Raw genomic sequence first — 18,987 nt, 5'->3', positions numbered from 1 at the left:
GGCCTCTGTCCACGTGAACGCACAAGGGAGACTGTGAATGGCGCAACGGAAGCACAACGATGGAGGGTCGAAGCTGAAACGCAAGGAATATGAGGAGGAACTGCGGAAGCTGCAGGCCGAGCTCTGTCATCTCCAGGCCTGGGTCAAACACAAAGGCCTGCGCGTCATCGTCGTGTTTGAGGGACGCGATGGAGCAGGCAAGGGAGGGACGATCCGGGCCATGACGGAGCGGGTCAGCCCTCGGGTCTTTCGGGTCGTCGCGCTGCCCGCCCCATCGGATCGGGAAAAAAGCCAGATGTACCTCCAGCGCTATATTCAACACTTCCCCGCCGTGGGCGAGATCGTCATTTTCGACCGCAGTTGGTACAATCGCGCCGGGGTCGAGTATGTCATGGGATTTTGCAACAAAGATGATCATCGCCGGTTTCTCGACCTCTGTCCGATCGTCGAACGATATATCGTGGACGGAGGCATCCTGCTCGTCAAGTACTGGCTGGAAGTCAGTAACGATGAACAAGAGCGGCGATTCGAGGCCCGCATCGAGGATCCGTTGCGCCAGTGGAAGCTGAGTCCCATGGATCTCCCCTCTCGTGAGAAGTGGTACGAATATTCGCGCGCCCGCGACCTGATGCTGGAAAAAACCGACACCAGGCATGCGCCGTGGTATATCGTACGATCGGACGACAAGCGGCGGGCCCGCCTCAACTGCATCAGCCACCTGCTGAGCCTGATTCCCTACAAGAAACTGCCGCGAGAAAGGATCCGGTTGCCGGGCCGCTTGAAAAAGCACAAATACGACGATCAGGCGTCATTGGAAGGTCGGCGATTCATACCGCAAAAATACTGAACGCACCGAACCAGCCTCAGGAGAGGACCATGAAAGGTGAAGACAAGAAGGTCACCGCCGAGCATGAGCGATTGCGCGCGGATGGTTCCGCATGGAAGCGCTGGGGGCCGTACCTCAGCGAACGCCAGTGGGGAACGGTGCGGGAGGACTACAGCGAGGGCGGCGACGCCTGGAACTATTTCACGCACGATCATGCCCGCTCCCGCGCGTACCGTTGGGGGGAGGACGGGCTGGCCGGGCTGTCCGACGAGCGCCAGCGACTCTGTTTTGCCCTAGCCCTGTGGAACGGGAAGGATCCTATTCTCAAGGAACGGCTCTTCGGTTTGACCAACAGCGAGGCCAACCACGGCGAAGACGTCAAGGAGTACTACTTCTATCTCGACAGCACGCCGACGCACTCCTATATGAAATTGCTCTACAAGTATCCCCACGCGGCCTATCCCTATGCCGATCTTGTGACGACGAATCAGCGGCGCAGCCGTGAGGAGATGGAGTATGAGTTGCTGGATACGGGTGTGTTCGACCAGAACCGCTACTTCGACGTGTTCGTCGAATATGCCAAGGCCGACCCGGATGATATCCTGATCCAGGTTACGGCGGTCAACCGAGGACCGGAGGCTGCCGAGTTACACCTCTTGCCGACCCTGTGGTTCCGCAACGACTGGGCTCAATGGCTGGCCAGGCCGGCCGAGAAGCCGGCGCTCAAGCAGGTCAAGAGCCCGAAAGGCACCAGCGCCCTGGTGGCCTCGCATCCGGCGCTTGGGGAGTACATCCTCTACTGCGACGGCGAGGTGCCGCTGCTCTTTACGGAGAACGAAACGAACAACAACCGGCTCTTTCCCGAGTATCCGAACGCGAGCCCTTATGTGAAGGACGGCATCAACAATTACGTGCTGCATGGTCAGCAGAACGCCATCAATCCCGACCGGATCGGCACAAAAGTCTCGCCTCATTACCGGTTCACGATCGGTCCCGACCGGTCGGCGACCGTGAAGTTGCGACTGGTCAAACAAGGCGGTTCCAAGGAGGATCCCGCGCCGTTCGGCGCGATGTTCGACGGCATTCTCAGCGAGCGTGTCAAGGAAGCCGACGAGTTCTATAAGGCGGTGACTCCTCCTTCCGTTTCTCCGGACGCAGCCAACGTGATGCGCCAAGCCCTTGCCGGCATGCTGTGGAGCAAGCAGTACTATTTTCTCGACGCCGATCAATGGCTGGGTGAGCATCGCGCGCATCCCCTGCATCGCGGGAGTCGCGACTTCCGCAATCGGGAATGGTTTCACATGATCAACCGCGACATCATTTCGATGCCGGACAAGTGGGAGTATCCCTGGTATGCCGCATGGGATCTGGCCTTCCATACGTTGCCGCTCTCGATCGTGGACCCCGACTTTGCCAAGCGGCAGATGGAACTGATGTTAAAGGGTGTCTATCAGCACCCCAGCGGGCAAATCCCGGCCTACGAATGGAACTTCAGCGACGTCAATCCTCCTGTGCATGCCTGGGCGACGCTGTTCCTTCACCGCGCGGAGTTGGCGCTTCGAGGCGAAGATGATATCGATTTCCTCAAATCGGCGTTCAACAAGCTATTGCTGAACTTCACCTGGTGGATGAATCGCAAGGACCGTTTCGGGAAGAACGTGTTTGAGGGCGGATTTCTCGGGCTCGACAACATCGGCGTGTTCGACCGGAGCGCTCCGTTGCCCACCGGCGGCCATCTGGAACAAGCGGACGGCACGGCCTGGATGGCGCTCTTCAGTCAGAACATGCTGGAGTTGGCCGTCGAGATCGCCCCGCACGATCGCACGTATCTCGACATGGTCCCCAAGTTCGTCGAGCACTTTCTCTATATCGCTGCAGCGATGAACAAGCCGGGATCAGACGGCATGTGGGACGAGGAAGACGGGTTTTATTACGATCTGTTGCGGTTGCCGGACGGGAGCGCCACGAGACTCAAGGTGCGTTCCATGGTGGGGCTGTTGCCGCTTTGCGCGACGTCGGTGATCGAAGAATGGCAGCGCGCAAGGGTTCCGGAGGCGGCGGCGCAATTTCAAGAGCGCATCCTGCAGATGCCGGAGCTTCTCCGCTCTATTCACCTCACCGGTCCCGGCCACCAGGGGGTGAACCATCGCGGGATCTTCGCGCTGGTCAATCAGGAACGCCTGCGCCGGATTCTCACGAAGATGCTGGATGAGAATGAATTCCTGAGTCCCTACGGCATCCGGTCGCTCTCAAAATTTCACCAGCAGCATCCCTATGTGTTCCACGTCGCGGGGCAGGAGTACCGGGTGGACTATCTGCCGGCTGAGTCGAACACCGGCATGTTCGGGGGCAACTCCAACTGGCGCGGGCCGGTCTGGATGCCGGTGAATGCCATGATCATCCGAGCCCTGTTGGCCTACCATCTCTATTACGGCGATAACTTTAAGATCGAGTGCCCGACCGGGTCCGGACGGATGATGAACCTGTTCGAGGTCAGCAAAGACATCGCCGACCGTCTGACCCGCATATTTCTGCGCGATACGCAGGGCAAACGTCCGGTGTACGGAGGCAGCAAGACATTTCAAGACGATCCTCACTGGCGGGACCACATTCTGTTCTACGAATATTTCCACGGGGACAATGGCGCGGGACTGGGCGCCAGTCATCAAACAGGATGGACCGGACTGGTGGCGAAGATGATCGAGCTCTATGGGAGGCTTGATCCTCAGACTTTCCTCCAGGAGGGGAAGCGTGGCGCCTTCGCTTCAGGCAAAACGGCCAAATAGGGGAGGGAGAGATTGGATCACGGAGCCATGTCCGGCAACGGCGGAGCGCCTGCAGATCCGAATAGACAGCGCCCCTCTTTTTCGGTACACTCCAACGCCCGAGGGGGAGGCCGGTGGAGGTCGAGTCAAGGATGCCCCCATGTCATAGTCGAACACAGGAGGACAGCATGCGGAAATGTTTCACCACGGGCCTGATGCTCTGCGGACTGATCTCGATGGTCGCCGGTTGTACGAATTACTACCGCGTGACCGATCCCTCTTCCGGGAAGAGCTACTACACGACAGAGGTCAAGGAGGCCGGCAAAGGCGGCGCCGTGAAGATCAAGGACGCAAAATCGGGAAGCATGGTGACCTTGCAATCGTCCGAGGTCAAGGAGATCACGTCGGATGAATATGAAGCCGCCATGAAGGCACCGTCGATGAAAGCCACGGCTCCCATGCCGTCTGTCGAAGCCCAGCCGGCCGCCAAATGATTCCATGCGATTCCCCTGTTGACGGCGTCTCTTCGCCGGTACAGACGCAGGTGGTGAAGCCGGCCATCACACGCATGCGCTCCTCGGCCTCTTGGACGACGTTCGTGTATCGGTGCTTCCGGACCGCGGCCTCTGTCCTTGCGGTGGTGATTGTCCTGGCAGGGTACGTCTTACCTGTTCTAGCCGAAGAACCCTCCTCAGAGGCTCCGTTCTCCGACAAGCTCATGATCCGCGGTGGATGGGCCTATGTTTTTGGGGCGACGGCCAATGTGTCGGTCGCCGGACCGGTGTTGGGACTCGGGGCCGCCGTGGACTTCACCAACACGCTCGGAGGGAACAGCAGCACCGATGCGTTCAGGATCGATGGGCTCTATCGGTTCAACGAGCGGCATGCTGTCGGCCTGTCCTGGTATCGCGTCGGATTGAGCGGGAACAAGGCCATCAACCAGGAAATTCAAGTCGGCGACAACATCGTGTCGGCCGGCGCGGCGACGCAGACCGGGCTGAGCTTCAACACCTATCGGTTGCTCTACAGCTATTCCTTCTATCGGAGCGACAAAGTTGAACTGGCCTTTTCTCCTGGTCTGTACATCATGAAGACCAACTTCAATTTTGCCGCACAGGGGACCATTAACGGCAAGGCGAGCAGCACCGCTCTCGTGAACGAGCAGGTGACGTTGCCTCTCCCGTCCGTCGGGTTCGTTCTGAATTACAACATCACGCCAAAATTGCAATTCCAAAACCGCTACGACTTCTTCTATCTCACCATCAATGATTACTCAGGAGCGATGTTCGAATTCTACGCCGGGCTTGAGTATCGGCTCCTCAAGCATTTCGCGATGGGCGCCGCGTACGACCGACTGCAGGCCGGCCTGAGGGGGGACGGTGACAAAGGCTTTACCGCCAATTTCAGCTATAACTTGGCCTATGTATACGCCACCATCTATCTCTTCTAGCCAGAGCATTGCTTGACCGCTGATGAATCAGTGTCCCGCAGGACACCCATCCGCTGATTCCCGCCCTGTTCCTCTTCCTTGCGCCGTTTCTTTTCTCATGCGATTCCGGGCCGGGACTATTCGGTCGATGAGTTGGGGACTGGCTCCCGCCGTAGCCTGGCGGAGGCGGATGCCTGTCCCGGTTCGGACGGGGACAGACCGCGCGCGGCCGCCTGCAGGGCGACGGGCGGGCAGACGCCGGGAAGGGTGTCAGGCATCGATCTCCGGTTTCCAGGGGAGTCGGACCGGAGACAACTTATGCAGATCCGGCAATCTCGTGATGCGACCGGCGGAAGGAGGATCGTATGAACCGCCTGAAAGGCAGTAGGCCTCTGATGGTGATCGGAAGCATAGTCGTTATGGTCGCCACGGTTACGATGGCGCCCGTGAGGGCCGATTCGGAAACCGTGCAGCCGACGTTCAAAGAACTCATGGAGCGAAAGACCAAGACGAATTCCGCGCCGGAAGGCGCGGCTGCCGGGATCCCGGACGATTCGCTGGGTCGAGGCACGCCGCGGTCGAGCGTCCAGGGTTATCTGCAGGCGGCTACGGAGCGTAACTACGCGCGGGCCGCAGAGTTCTTGGACCTCCGGAATCTGCCGCCCGGCCTGACCGAAAGCCAAGGGCCCGAGCTGGCGCGCCAACTGAAAATCGTGCTGGACCGGGCTCTCTGGATCGACATCGAAACGCTCAGCGCCAACCCGGATGGAGAGTCGAACGACAATCTGCCCGTGGTGCGCGAGCGGATCGGACATCTCTCGGCACAGGAGAAAAGCTACGATCTGCTCATGCAGCGGGTGCCGCGCGGGGACGGGGTCTATATCTGGAAATTTTCGAGCCTGACGGTGGCCGACATTCCCGAGCTGTATCAACAGTTCGGATATGGGCCGCTCGAGCATGTGCTTCCCTCTTGGTTGTTCGACGTCTCCATCCTGGGTGTGCATCTCGTGGTCTGGGCGGTGGCGGTGGTCCTCGGCATCCTGTTGATCCCGGTTGCACGGCTGGCGGCCTGGCTGCTCGCCGCCCTGCTGGGGGCCGTGCGGGCCGACCTGGCGCAGCAGTTCACGCAATATTTCAGAGGGCCGTTCGCGCTGTTGGTCTGGACGGTCATCGGGCGTGAAGTCATCGGCATGATCGGGCCGTCCGTGGCGGTTCGAGCGCTCGGGCAGGCTCGTACCGTCCAAGTGATCGCCTTGGCGTGGTTTCTCGTGCGGCTGATCGACTTCGTCGGGCATCGCATCGGCGTCAACCTCGATCAACAGGGGCTCAGCGGCTCCCGGGTCCTGCTCACGCCAGTGGCCAGATTGGTCAAGATCCTCGCCCTGGCGGGCGCGGTGCTGCTCTGGCTGGACAATGCGGGCTACAAGGTCACGACGCTGCTTGCCGGGCTCAGCATCAGCGGCGTAGCGGTGGCGTTGGCATCCCAGAAAAGTCTGGAGAACATCTTCGGCGCGCTGACGTTGTTTGCCTCTCGTCCCGTGAAGGTCGGGGATTTCTGCCGGTTCGGCGATCGGGTCGGGACCATCGAGGAGATCGGGCTCCGCGCAACCCGCGTCAGGACCTTGGAGCGAACGGTCATCACCGTCGCCAATGCCGAGTTCGCCAATATGCACCTGGACAATTATTCGGAGCGAGATCGCTTCTGGTATCACCCGACCCTTCAACTCCGATACGAAACGACGCCGGATCAGATCCGGTATGTCCTGGTGGAGATCCGCAAGATGCTCTATGGGCATCCCAAGATTCTTTCGGAGCCGCTGCATGTCCGATTTAAGGGGTTTGGAGTCTATTCCTTGGACGTCGACGTGTTTGCCTACATCGGAGTGACCGACTACCAAGAATCCTTGGAGATTGCGGAGGACTTGAATCTCCGCATCATGGACATCATCGAGGCGGCCGGGTCGGATTTTGCCGTCCCGGCCGAGGTGCAATACTCGTTGCCGGGGAAGCCGTTCGATGAGAATCGGGCGAAGGCCGTCGGCGCTGCAGTGAAGGAATGGAGATCGAAGCGGGAACTGTATCTGCCGGGCTTCCCGCCGGACAAGATCGCCGCGCTGAAGAACTCATTGGAGTATCCGCCGGAAGGGTCGCCGCAGTATACACCGGCAAGGGTCTGACAACGGTGTGGACGGGCGGCAGCGGTCTCAGGCAGGACCTGTCAGTTTTGACAGTTTCGACGAGCGGGGATTCATGGCAAAAGATCGTGAATGTCACCGAAAGAGGACGGAATGAAACAGCTCAGGATCGGACGCGTTTCATGGTTCGCGGTGGTGTTTCTCATGCTATTCGCCGGATGCGAATACGTCCGCCCGACATTGAACCGGCCGTTGGAAAAGTGGGATCCGACCGGCGGGTACCGGTTCACCAACGTCGGGCCGCCCGGTTCCGATAATACCGACAGTTTCTTATTCGTGGCCGCATTTTCCGGTGGCGGCACGCGCGCGTCGACGTTGGCATTCGGCGCGTTGCGTGAATTGGCTCACCAGGAGATTGTTTGGGAAGGCAAGAGGAAGCGTCTCCTCGACGAACTCGATCTTATTCACGCCCTGTCCGGCGGCACCTTTACAGGCGGCTACTATGCGCTCTACCGGGATCGAATCTTCCATGACTTCGAATACCGGTTCCTTCGGAAAAATTGGGAGGGCGAGCTGAAGGAGCGCGTCTTCAAATCGCCAAGCAATTGGTTCCGGCTGTGGTCCCCGTATTTCGGCCGCGCGCACCTGATGTCCGAACTTCTGGACGAAGCCCTTTTTGATCACAAGACCTATGCCGATCTGGCCGCGCTGCATCAGCGGCCGATGCTGATCATCCATGCGTCCGATATGGCCACCCTGGCGCGGTTTGAATTCACGCAATTCCAGTTCGATATTATCTGTTCCGATCTCAGCCAGCTGCCTATCGCCGATGCTTCCGCCGCCTCGGCCGCGCTTCCCCTCGTTCTGAGTCCGATCTCCTTGAAGAACTACGCGAATGATTGCAAGTATGAGGTGCCGGCATGGTTGGAGGAGGCGAAGAGGCGAGGCAAAATCGGAGGGCAGCGGGCTAACGAGTTGCTCTCTTATACGGACGTCAAGAAACGTCCCTACATCCACTTGCTCGATGGCGGTCTGTCGGACAATCTTGCGCTGCGGGGACTCATCGAAAACAGCGGCTTGCAGGGAGGGTTTGAAAAGTTATTGCTTGCCGCGGGTGTGAAGAATATCAAAAAATTCGTCATTCTGACCGTGAATGCTGAGACGTCTCCTGATGTGATGGAGTTCCGCAGCGATCATGTTCCGGTCATTTCCAAGGCCATGAGCTCATTGGTCGACATTCCGATCAATCGATATTCGTTCGATACCACCACGCTCATCAAGATGGGTGTGGAAAAGTGGCGGACGGAACTCCAGTTCAAACCGCGCCCTCCAGGGAGTCCTTTCGCCGAAGACGCCGACATCTATTTCATCAACGCCAGTTTAAATGAGATCGAGGATCCGGACGAGCGCATTTCGTTGATGAAGATTCCGACGACCCTGTATCTCAAGGACGAGCAGATCGATCGGTTGGTCACGGCGGCCGCCAAGCTGATCCGAAACGACAAGGAGTTTCAGCGGTTGATGAAGGACGTCGAAGCGCCGGCGCCTGTCGCATCGGAGCGGGCAGCTGAATCACCATCGGTCGATGCGGACGTTCGGCCGCAATAGCCGGCCGTGGCCACGTAGATTCGTCGAATTTCGTCCGACTTTCGGAAGAGAGAGGCCGAAAGGGAGGTGTCGCAATGGGCAAACTAGGATCTGCGGCGTTCTACGCCGGGTTTGTCGTCTGTGCTCTGGCCCTATTGTTCGAGCCGCCGGCGTGGGCCGGAGGCCTGTCCCTCTATGAGATCGCCACCGCGGACGTGGGCCTTGCCAGCGCCGGTTGGGCCTCTCGCGCCCAGGATCCGGCCACGTTGCTGAAGAATCCCGCCGGCATGAGCCGGCTCACGGGTAATCAGTTTCAGGCCGGTGCGCAACTGCTGCAGGCCGGCATCGGGTTCAGTCCCACGACCGGTACCACCGTGGAGGGGAACAGCGGCGGCAATCCGGTCGGCGTGCTGCCGAGCATGAGCCTGTTCTACGTTCACGGCCTGGGCCAGGACGTGAAGGTGGGGCTGGGCGTCTTTTCGAACTTTGGCCTCGGCATGAGCTACGACTCGGGATGGGTCGGCCGCTACTATGCGCTCGAAAATACGCTGATCGGAGTCAGCATGATGCCGGGGCTGAGCTATCGCATCAACGAGAAGCTGTCCATCGGCGCCGCGGCGAACGTCATGATCGGTTATCTGAACTACAGCGCCGCCGTCAACAATCGCGCGCTCCTCAACGTGCCGGACGGAAACATGCAGATGACGGACACGACGGTCGGGGCCGGCGGCAATGTCGGGCTGCTTTTCGAACCTCGCAAGGGCACCAGGTTCGGTGCCACCTACTATTCGCAGATCAAGCTCGACTTCGGAGCCACCCCCACTTTCACCAACCTGACCGGTCCCCTGGGAACGGCGCTCCAGAACCGCGGATTGTTGAACAGAGAACTCGATCTGGGCATGACCGTGCCGCAGTCGGTCATGGTCAGTTCCTACCACGAGTTTACCGACCACTGGGCCATGATGCTGGACTTCGGCTGGCAGGACTGGAGCCAGTTCGGCAAGGTGGATGTCGGCGTCACCGGAGGCAATGCAGATCCGAGTCTGACCACCAACATCAATTATCAGGACACCTTTCACGTGGCCTTGGGAAATCGCTATCGGGTCACGGAGGCCTGGCTCATCAACAGCGGGTTCGCCTGGGACAGCTCCATGCTCAAGGACCAGGACCGCACGGTCACGCTTCCGATCGGCCAACAGTTCCGGTTCGGGCTGGGCGCCGAATGGCAGGCCAGTCCCAAGCTCAACGTGGCGTTCAGTTATGAACTGGCCTACGGCGGCGACCTGCCGGTGAACCAGAATCGAGGTCCCCTGACCGGCGCGGTGGTCGGACAATTTCCCGGAACCTATATTAATTTCTTTCAGGTGAGCTTCATTTGGGGCAAGGGGGCCGGGCAAGCCTGACCGGCTCCTGACCAGTTGCCGGCGAATGGGCCCAGTTGACCGGTTGGAAGAAATTGCGACGAATGAACAGGCAGATGCATGAGCTATAACACGAGTGCGGAGCTGCTGCTCCTCGGCCTGTTCGTCGGCATGGTTCTGTGCCTGCTCATCGGGCAACGGCTGGGGCGCAGGGACCGGGCGCAGAACAGCGACTCGACGATCACGAGGCTGACCGCGGTGGAAGCCGCCATCTTCGGCTTGATGGGCCTGATGATTGCGTTCACCTTTTCCGGCGCGGCGGACCGTTTTGAATTGCGGCGACAGTTGGTCGTGGAGGAAGCCAATACCATCGGCACCTCTTACCTGCGTTTGGACCTGTTGCCCGCCGCCAGGCAACCGGCATTGCGCGACCAATATCGCCGATATTTGGAAGCGCGGATCGGTGTCATTCAGGCTCTACCTGACCTGGAGGCTTCCGGTAAGCAGGCGGCGATTGCGACCGGCGTTCAACGCGAGATCTGGTCGGGAACAGTCGCCGCTCTTGGCGAGATGGATCGCGAACTGACGGACCTCGTGCTATCCCCGGTGAATGCAATGATCGACGTCGCGACCAGGCGCAGCATCGCGGCACAGACGCATACGCCGAAGCTCATTATGACCATGCTGTTGCTGCTGAGCTTGTCCTGCTCGCTCTTGGCCGGGTATGTGCTGTCCGGCACCCAGGCACGCCATGTCCGGCTGCATCTGCTGGTGTTTGCGCTGGTGATGACCGTGACCATCTTTCTCATCGTCGATCTGGACTATCCGCGCTACGGGTTGATCAAAGTCGATTTCGCGGATCAAGCGCTGCTGGATGTCTTGGCCGGCATGAAGTGACGCGCCGGAGAGCATAGAAAGTGAATGGAAGGGGGAACCGCGATGAAGGTATGGATGATGAACCGCTTCAGTCTCATGCCGTCGCTGGCCCTGTCGATCATGATGATGGCGACGAATGTCGATGCTGCGGACCAGTTGGATCGGACGGTCTTGCCGATTCAACAGCCCAAGCGGCCTCTGTACAATGAGCTGGACGTGCGCAAGGCGAAGGCGCCGCCTCACTTCGAGGTCACGGCGCCGGCCGGTGCGCCGAATGTGCTCGTCGTGCTCGTCGACGATCTCGGCTTCGCCGGTACCAGTACGTTCGGAGGGCCGGTCGAAACGCCGGCCTTCGATCGCATTGCCAGAGAGGGATTGTATTACAACAATTTTCATACGACGGCCGTCTGTTCTCCGACCCGCGCCGCGCTCAAGAGCGGGCGCAATCATCACGTCAACAACATGGGCTCGATCATCGAAACCGGCACGGCGTTCCCTGGGAACACGGGACAGATCCCCAACAATGTCGCGCCGCTGGCCGAGATGTTGCGCTTGAACGGCTACAGCACGGGCGCGTTCGGCAAGTGGCATGAACTCGCCGCCTGGGAAGCGAACGTGTCGGGACCGTTCGACCGCTGGCCGACCCGCCAAGGCTTCGACAAGTTCTACGGCTTTCTCGGCGGTGAGACGAATCAATGGGCGCCGTTCATCTACGACGGTGTCCATCCGGTCGAACTGCCGGCGGACCCCGATTATCACTTTCTGACCGACATGACCGACCAGGCGGTGGCCTGGATCAAATACCAAAAAGCCCTCACGCCTGAAAAGCCCTTCTTTGCCTATTTTGCGCCGGGCGCCACGCATGCGCCGCATCATGTGCCTAAGGAGTGGATCGCGCGCTGGAAGGGCAAATTCGACGAGGGGTGGGACCAGCTGCGCGAGGAGATCCTCGCGCGTCAGATCGAACGGGGCGTCGTGCCCAACGGGACCGCGCTGGCACCGAAGCCGGAGGCCATCCGCGACTGGAAGAGCCTGAGCGATGACGAAAGAACACTGTTCACGCGTCAGTTTGAAGTGTTCGCCGCCTTCATCGAAATGACCGACCATGAAATCGGTCGAGTCGTCGAGGCCATCGGCGAGACCGGGCAGCTCGACAACACGCTCGTCTTTCTGATTTACGGCGACAATGGGACCAGCGCCGAGGGCGGCTCGAACGGCATGTACAGCGAGATGACCTACTTCAACGGGGTTCAAGAGCAAGTGGCGGACATGCTCAAACACCTCGACCAGTGGGGCGGACCCCACACCTACCCGCACATGGCGGCCGGCTGGGCCGTGGCGATGGACACTCCCTATCAATGGACCAAACAGATGGGATCCGATTTCGGCGGGACGAAGGTCGGCATGGCCGTCCGCTGGCCCAAGGGGATCACGTCCAAAGGGGAGCTGCGCACGCAGTTCACCCATGTGATCGACGTCGCGCCGACCATTCTCCAGGCCGCAGGTCTTCCGGAACCGAAGGTCGTGAACGGCACCATCCAACGTCCGATGGACGGGGTGAGCATGCTGTATTCCTTTGATCGTCCTCAGGCGAAGGATCGGCATACGACCCAGTACTTTGAAATGTTCGGCAACCGCGCCATGTATCGGGACGGTTGGCTCGCCAGGACCATCCATCGGGCGCCCTGGGAGCGGGAGCCTCGCCGGCCGCTGGCCGAGGACATCTGGGAACTGTATGACACCACGCGCGACTTCAGTCTGGTCCACGATCTCTCGGCGAAGTATCCCAAGAAACTGGCCGACCTGAAGGCGCTCTTCATGCGCGAGGCCGAGAAAAACCATGTCCTGCCGATCGACGACCGGGTATTCGAGCGGTTCATCCCGGCCACGGTCAGCCGGCCGGATCTGATGGCGGGTCGTACCTCCCTGACGCTGGCCGACGGCATGACGGGCATGACGGAAAACACGTTTCTCAACATCAAGAACCGGTCGAAAACGATCACGGCCGAAGTGGACGTCTCAGAGGGCGCCAAGGCGCAGGGCATCGTCATTGCGCAGGGCGGCCGCTTCGGCGGCTGGGCCTTGTACGTGAAGGACGGCGCGCCGGCCTATGATTACAACTTCCTGGGCCTGGAGCGCTTTACCGTCGCATCAGCGGAGACGTTGAAACCAGGCAAGTCTACGATCCGTTTTGAATTTGCCTACGACGGCGGGGGATTGGGCAAAGGCGGCACCGGCACCCTGTATATCAACGACCGCAAGGTGGGAGAAGGGCGCATTGGACGGACTCAACCCATGATCTTCTCGGCCGATGAGACTGCCGACGTCGGCATGGATCTCGCGACACCGGTGGTCGAGGTGGTCGGGGCCGAGGCAGCTTCACGGTTCACGGGCAAGGTTCAGCGCGTCATCATCGAACTGCCGGAACCGAAATGAACCACTATCGTGATATACCGCAGACATGGCGGTTTCTGTCCGGCCTCCTGCTCCTGGTTGCGTTGAGCGGATGCTCGCATGAACCGGTTCACTACGAGTCGAGCTGGGCGACGGTGCCGATCCAGGATCTCAACGCCGTTGTCGGCGAGTGGCGAGGTGTTCTCATGAAGGAACGCCGGATCCTGCCTGCAGGAGAGGTCACGCTGACGATTCGCGACAACGGCACGTATTACTTCGTCGGTCAGACTGCCTCCGATACGGTTCTCGGTAGCGGGCATATCGGAGTTCGGGATGGTCGTTTGGAGGGAGGCTCCGATCTCCGAACCCTCTCCGGCACTCTCCACGACAAGAAGGGAAAGCCGCTCCTCTTTATCCAGGCGGTCAACCGACAGACAGGAGACCGCTTTCACGGGGAATTGATGAGAACCGAATGATCGCCCAGATGGTGTGAGTGCCGTTGAGCGGGCGGTGCAGGACTCATGAAGTCGCAGAAGAGTCAGCAGAAGAGCCAGACGGAATTTCAAGGAGACGACGATGATGGAGCGCCGATTGCGAGCGAGACGTGCAGCTTGGTGCGGAATGTTGATCATGGTCGGATGGGCATGGTCGGCGGCGCTGCCGCCGGCCGTCTCGGCCCAGTCCTCGCCGCCGGCCTCCGCGGACCAAGGGCGGATGAGGCAGTCGGCTCAGGCGGTCGCGCCTGAGCCGGAAAAACACTCTGAAGTCATTCGTGTGCGTCCGACGGAAGGGTATATCGCCGGGTTCGGGGGCTATACGTTCGGTGGAACATTCAGTACCGACGGCATCGGCAACCTGGCCGGTGACAGTTTCGGCAACCGCAATCTTGCAGACTCCGGGGTCTATGGCGCCAAGGCCGGAGGATTCTTCTCCGATCAATTGAGTTGGTTCGGGGTGGAAATCGAAGCCTTCAATACGACGCCCAATATTGAGCAGCAGGGAGCCGCGCCGGGAAGCTACATGCGCGTCACGACCTTGGCCGTCAATGCGATCGTCCGGGCGCAGTTCTCATGCACCACGACGCTCGATCACACGGAACAGGTGACTCGTCGAGTGGAGATGCGGTACGAGCGGGAATTTTGCCGGTTGCAGCCGTACGCCGGGATCGGACTCGGTATCAATTGGACCTATATCTCCAATAGCAGCTTTACGGCTCGCGATAATTTTGTGCCCGGCCTCAACGTCCTCGGCGGATTGCGCTACTACGTAACCGACCGGATCGGCCTCTTTGCCGAATACAAATACAACCGGGCGACCTTTGATTTCGTCGCCGATACCGGGGCGCTGACCGGCTTTCAAGGCACCTACAGCATCAACCACATCGTGGGCGGACTGTCCTTCCACTATTAGCCCTCTCTATTGTTGCTCCTCCGGCATCCTGTGCCGTAGAGTGCCGACTGCTATGACAGGGGCCCGTTCCACCCGGCGCTATCCGCGCCTCCGCACCATCGGCTATGTCCTGTTAGGATCGGGCCTGGGTCTGATCCTCTTCGTGCTGTACCTTCAGACAGCGCATGCCTTCAGGCACGTGATCGTCCCTCTCGCGGACAGCCTGCTCCCAGGCGAACTTCGCGCGGAGAACGGATCGTTGACGCTTCCCGTTGCGGTCGACATCACGGGTCTTTCGTACCGGCGGCCTGACAGAGGCCTGACTGTCACCGTCGGCCGGCTTCGTCTCAGTTTGTCCGCCGTGCGGTCGCTCCGCGAGCGACTGCTGTTCATCGACGACGTCAGGATCGAGCATGCGGAAATCGGCATCGTCGTTTCCCCGAATGAAAGCGGAACAGTCGCAGACGTCTCCACCGCGAAGATTCCGTTGCCCTGGGCCGTTCGCCGCGGTCACATGGACGAGGGCGCTCTCTTCGTCAAGACGGACCAGACGGATGTCGCCGTCACGGAGGTGCAGATGACGGTGGAGGACATCGGATTGGGGCGAAGCGGCGCCGTCGATGGGCAAGGAGACATCATGGTTCGGCAACAGGCGAGCGGGAATCGCTGGGCAGGGCGAATGGCCGTGACCGGTTCAGTTGGACAGGACCAGAGCGGGAGGCGAATCGAATGGGACACGGCGAATGAAGTGATTGTTCGAGAGTCGCCCCTGAACGCGAACGGAATGCTGTCGGGCATCCTCTCGTTCGATCAGCGAATCACCGGCAACTACGACCTCGTGGCCGCGGCCCTGCAGGCCGAGGCGGTCGTCACCGCCCGCCTGGGAGAGCGTCGCCTGCTTGATGCGGCCGTGACGCTGCGGAGGATCGGATCGCCGGAAGGAACGGAAACGGATCTTGGAGTGAGGATTCACGAGGTGACGGAGCAGGCTCTCAATCTGCTGATGGACGAGCAACAGGCCTTTCGCCTTCGCGCCTCGCACGTCGGCGGATATATCGATGTCCATGCCGTTGGATCACGCTATGCGGTTCGCTCGGTCCTCGCCGGAGAGCAATTGCAGGTTCTGGTCGACCGGACCGTCACGCCTCCGTTGGATATCGACCTTGCCCAGACCGCGACGTTCGACAGTGATTCCCGCGATCTGACGTTGGAGATATTCGATATGCACGTGGCGGACCAGCGCAAGCTCTGGCTGACGGGAGAACTGAAGCGGACGCTGGCGTTTAAACTCGGCGCCGGCCCTGCCGAACGGGAAGATCCGGAACCGCTGAAACCCGCTCAGGCCGATTGGGCGATCACAGTCAACGATCTGAGTGTCGCCGACCTACGCCGTTGGTTCGATGCGTTCCGTTGGAACGGATTGGACGATCTGCAAGCGGGACGAGTGGGAGGGGTCATGACGGTGTCCGGGCGGAGCAGCGGGAACGCGGTGGATCTGTCCGTCCGGTTGAGAGTCTCGGATCTCGTCATGGACGTCGAAGGATCCGAGCCGGGACCGCCGGTGACGTTCGAGCATGTCGCCAGCGGGACGTTGACGAATTTCACCCGACTCAGAATTTCTTCGTTCGTGACGACGGCGTCGGTCTCCGGCGAACGCTCCAAGGGGACGTTGGAATGTGCCGGGACGATCAATCTGGCCGCTCCGGCCGCGGATCTCGACCTGCACGGCTCGCTCGTGCTGAACGATCTGCACGCGAGCGCGCTCAACCCCCTGCTGACTCGGTGGACAAAGGCCGGTTTCCACCATGGCCATTTCAACGGAACCGCACAGGCTTCGATGACCGGTGCGTCGCTCAACTGGGAAATCGATCTTCGGGGTCGTCAGATCAGTTTCAACCTCCCGAAGAAACCTCGCCCGACTCTTCCGGTGGAGCTAGTGCTCAGGCAAGCGGGGCTGGTCGATCGAACGGCCCGCGTGCTCAAGGTCGAGAGGGCCGTGCTGCAAGCGGTTCAACAATCTCGTCCGATCCTGACGGCGGTCTTGGATCATCCGATGCATCTGGCCTTGGGTCGAACGGAGCGAAGCCGCGCAGCCGCGCGGGAGGACGGCCCATTGGCCACTCTGGGGATCGACATCCATCAATTGGACATCGAGCAGCTCAGAGCGCGTCTCGAATTCCTGAAGCTCGCGGTCCTGGATCGGATCACGAGCGGATTCGTCGATGCGCAGCTGACGATCCGCTGGTGGGGAGACACGGAGCCTCTGGCCATCGGTGGAAATCTTGATCTCGAACGTGTGACCGTCGATGCCGATGTTGCGCGGATCAGCAAGCCCCTGACGTTGCGTACCCGAATCGAGGCTGTTGTGAAGAACCCGTCTCTCATTGAGCTGAATATGTTGAATATACGCGCGCTGGACGGCGCGGCTGCGCTGGCCGAGGCGCGTGTCAGCGGCACGGCCGACTTGGCCGAGGGGGCGATGGATCTCCGCACGCGGTTCCGCTCGGGGGATCTCACGGCGTTCCTCGTCCGGATGGGCCGGCTCGACACATCGAAACGCACAGTGATAGCCGGCGGTATCCTCACGGCCGAGGTGCGGGCATCGAGTCAGGGGGGCGGTTCCCCTATCTCTTTACGGATCGGTATTCGGTCCCGCAAACTTCGGCTCAAACCGCTTCCCCCGCACGTCATGACGTACGACGTCGACGTGCGGGGTACGGTGGAGGTGAACGGACCCAGGACGGCCGTCAAGCTGGATCCGCTGGCCTTCACATTCACGCATGCGACGAAGGCGGCGGGCACGATGACGGTGTGGGGGCACTGGCCGATTGTGGCATCTGAGGCCGAAGCGACGGCCCGCATCGTCGTCAAGAATCTGGACTGTGGGCCAGGCCTCGACCTGTACGGAGCGCTGCCGGGGCGTCATGCCGGTCCCGTCGCGCTGAACGCCGATTTGAGAGCCGCGCTGGATATGCGGAATGGGAACGTGACCGTGAGCGGAGAGGAAACCATCGGGCCGGTACGCGTCTCTCGAAAAGACGGAGGCCCTGGTGAAGCCACCGTTCGGCTCGAGCAGGACGTGAGCTGGCACGAGGCGACGCTGGCCCTCTCCAAGCTGACGCTGACGGCCGATCGACCCCACGGCACGACTGATCACGCGGCAGTGAGCGGTCGCTTCAGCTTTGGGAAACAATCGGCAGCCGAATTCGAAGGAAAGGTGGCTTCCTTGGATGCGGCCTGGTATGCCGCGCTGCTCTCGAAGCAGCCTCCCGGTACACAGTCCGTTGCGCCGATCTTATTCAAGCACCTCGACGGCGCGCTCTCGATCGGCACTGTCTCCTACGGACGTCTCATGATCGGTCCCGGCCGGCTGACGGTACGGGGAACGGAAGAGCGGATCCATCTGGCGGTTGATCCGACCGGTCTGGCCGACGGACAGGTCGAGGGGACGATGGCGTTGACCGGCCGGCAGGGGAGGGGTCGTCTCGAATGGACGGGCAAGGGCGAGGGCTTGAACATCGAAACGATTCTGAACACGATCGAACCGGGCGAGACGGCGCGCATGACCGGGGTCGGATCCTTTCGAACCTCCGGCAATATGGTTCCGGGTGGAACGCGGCCTGAGGAACAGATGAAGGGATCGCTCGACTTCACCATTACGGGGGGACAATTCACTCGCATGCCGCTTGCGAATTTTCTCGCAAGGGAAACCCATATCGAAGAATTCAACCGAATGGGATTCTCCGAATTCCGGGGAGAGGTACGTGGGGAGGCGGGCGACATTCACGTGAATCGGATCGGCGCGACCGGGTCTGTCTCCTCACTTGAGGGAAGCGGGAAAATCGGGTCGGACGGAACGCTCGATGGAATCGTCTTTGTCAAGATCGGCCCCACGTTCAGGCAGAACCTCAAGATCCCCTGCATGTCCGCCGTGCTGCTGTTGCCTGACGGCTTTGCGGCTCTGCCGTTCGCGGTACGCATCGGCGGCACTGCGAAGGCGCCGACCTATCGGGTCGATCCCTCTCCCTGGGACCAGGCGAAGGGCACAATCGCCGATTTCGCGGGAAAAATGAAGAATCTGGTTATGGGATGCCGCGAGCCGTCTTAGCCCCGCCCCCTGTCATTTTTGACAGTTTCTGGGGCTTGGTCAAAGTGATAAGAGTGTGATAAGTAAATGGCTCGTTTACTGTAATGTCGGTCCGATGACGGTCTGACACTGATGTGT

At 60.4% G+C, this 18,987-nt stretch carries 12 protein-coding genes; all 12 read left to right on the top strand.

Annotation, left to right across the window (positions count from 1 at the left end; all coding sequences use genetic code 11):
• Positions 1-37: 37 nt before the first annotated feature.
• The 12 genes from ppk2 (at position 38) to P0111_11280 (ending at position 18,870) form a co-directional block, all read left to right on the top strand.
• Positions 38-847: a polyphosphate kinase 2 gene (ppk2, locus tag P0111_11335; protein MDF0644618.1), complete on the top strand. Its 810-nt coding sequence runs from the start codon at positions 38-40 to the stop codon at positions 845-847.
• Positions 848-876: 29 nt separating this feature from the next.
• A complete protein-coding gene (locus tag P0111_11330; GenBank protein MDF0644617.1) occupies positions 877-3,612 on the top strand; it encodes a glucosidase in 2,736 nt (911 codons plus the stop codon).
• Positions 3,613-3,779: 167 nt separating this feature from the next.
• Complete coding sequence (locus tag P0111_11325; GenBank protein MDF0644616.1) at positions 3,780-4,085, top strand: hypothetical protein; 306 nt, start codon at positions 3,780-3,782, stop codon at positions 4,083-4,085.
• Positions 4,082-5,041: a hypothetical protein gene (locus P0111_11320; GenBank protein MDF0644615.1), complete on the top strand. Its 960-nt coding sequence runs from the start codon at positions 4,082-4,084 to the stop codon at positions 5,039-5,041. The genes P0111_11325 and P0111_11320 overlap by 4 nt, the downstream gene beginning before the upstream one ends.
• 344 nt (positions 5,042-5,385) lie before the next feature.
• Positions 5,386-7,197, top strand: coding sequence for a mechanosensitive ion channel family protein (locus P0111_11315; GenBank protein MDF0644614.1), 1,812 nt, complete (start codon positions 5,386-5,388; stop codon positions 7,195-7,197).
• 111 nt (positions 7,198-7,308) lie between these two features.
• Positions 7,309-8,763 carry a patatin-like phospholipase family protein gene (locus P0111_11310; GenBank protein MDF0644613.1) on the top strand — a complete coding sequence of 485 codons (1,455 nt, stop codon included), beginning with the start codon at positions 7,309-7,311 and terminating at the stop codon, positions 8,761-8,763.
• 74 nt (positions 8,764-8,837) lie between these two features.
• Positions 8,838-10,145, top strand: coding sequence for an outer membrane protein transport protein (locus P0111_11305; GenBank protein ID MDF0644612.1), 1,308 nt, complete (start codon positions 8,838-8,840; stop codon positions 10,143-10,145).
• Positions 10,146-10,223: 78 nt separating this feature from the next.
• Entirely contained in the window at positions 10,224-11,000 is a 777-nt protein-coding gene (locus P0111_11300; protein MDF0644611.1) for a hypothetical protein, read from the top strand.
• Positions 11,001-11,042: 42 nt separating this feature from the next.
• On the top strand, positions 11,043-13,415 hold the full coding sequence (locus P0111_11295) for an arylsulfatase (protein MDF0644610.1): 2,373 nt from the start codon (positions 11,043-11,045) through the stop codon (positions 13,413-13,415).
• Positions 13,412-13,849 carry a hypothetical protein gene (locus tag P0111_11290; protein ID MDF0644609.1) on the top strand — a complete coding sequence of 146 codons (438 nt, stop codon included), beginning with the start codon at positions 13,412-13,414 and terminating at the stop codon, positions 13,847-13,849. Before P0111_11295 ends, P0111_11290 begins: the two co-directional genes overlap by 4 nt.
• 100 nt (positions 13,850-13,949) lie before the next feature.
• The gene (locus P0111_11285; GenBank protein MDF0644608.1) at positions 13,950-14,783 is read left to right on the top strand and encodes a hypothetical protein; all 834 of its coding nucleotides are present in this window, start codon (positions 13,950-13,952) and stop codon (positions 14,781-14,783) included.
• Between the two features lie 52 nt (positions 14,784-14,835).
• Positions 14,836-18,870, top strand: a complete 4,035-nt coding sequence (locus tag P0111_11280; GenBank protein ID MDF0644607.1) for a hypothetical protein — start codon at positions 14,836-14,838, stop codon at positions 18,868-18,870.
• Positions 18,871-18,987: the final 117 nt, after the last annotated feature.

Source organism: Nitrospira sp. (assembly GCA_029194535.1).
Lineage (GTDB): Bacteria > Nitrospirota > Nitrospiria > Nitrospirales > Nitrospiraceae > Nitrospira_C.
Note: the sequence above shows the minus strand (reverse complement) of the source record. Positions and strands in the feature narration are given on the sequence as shown.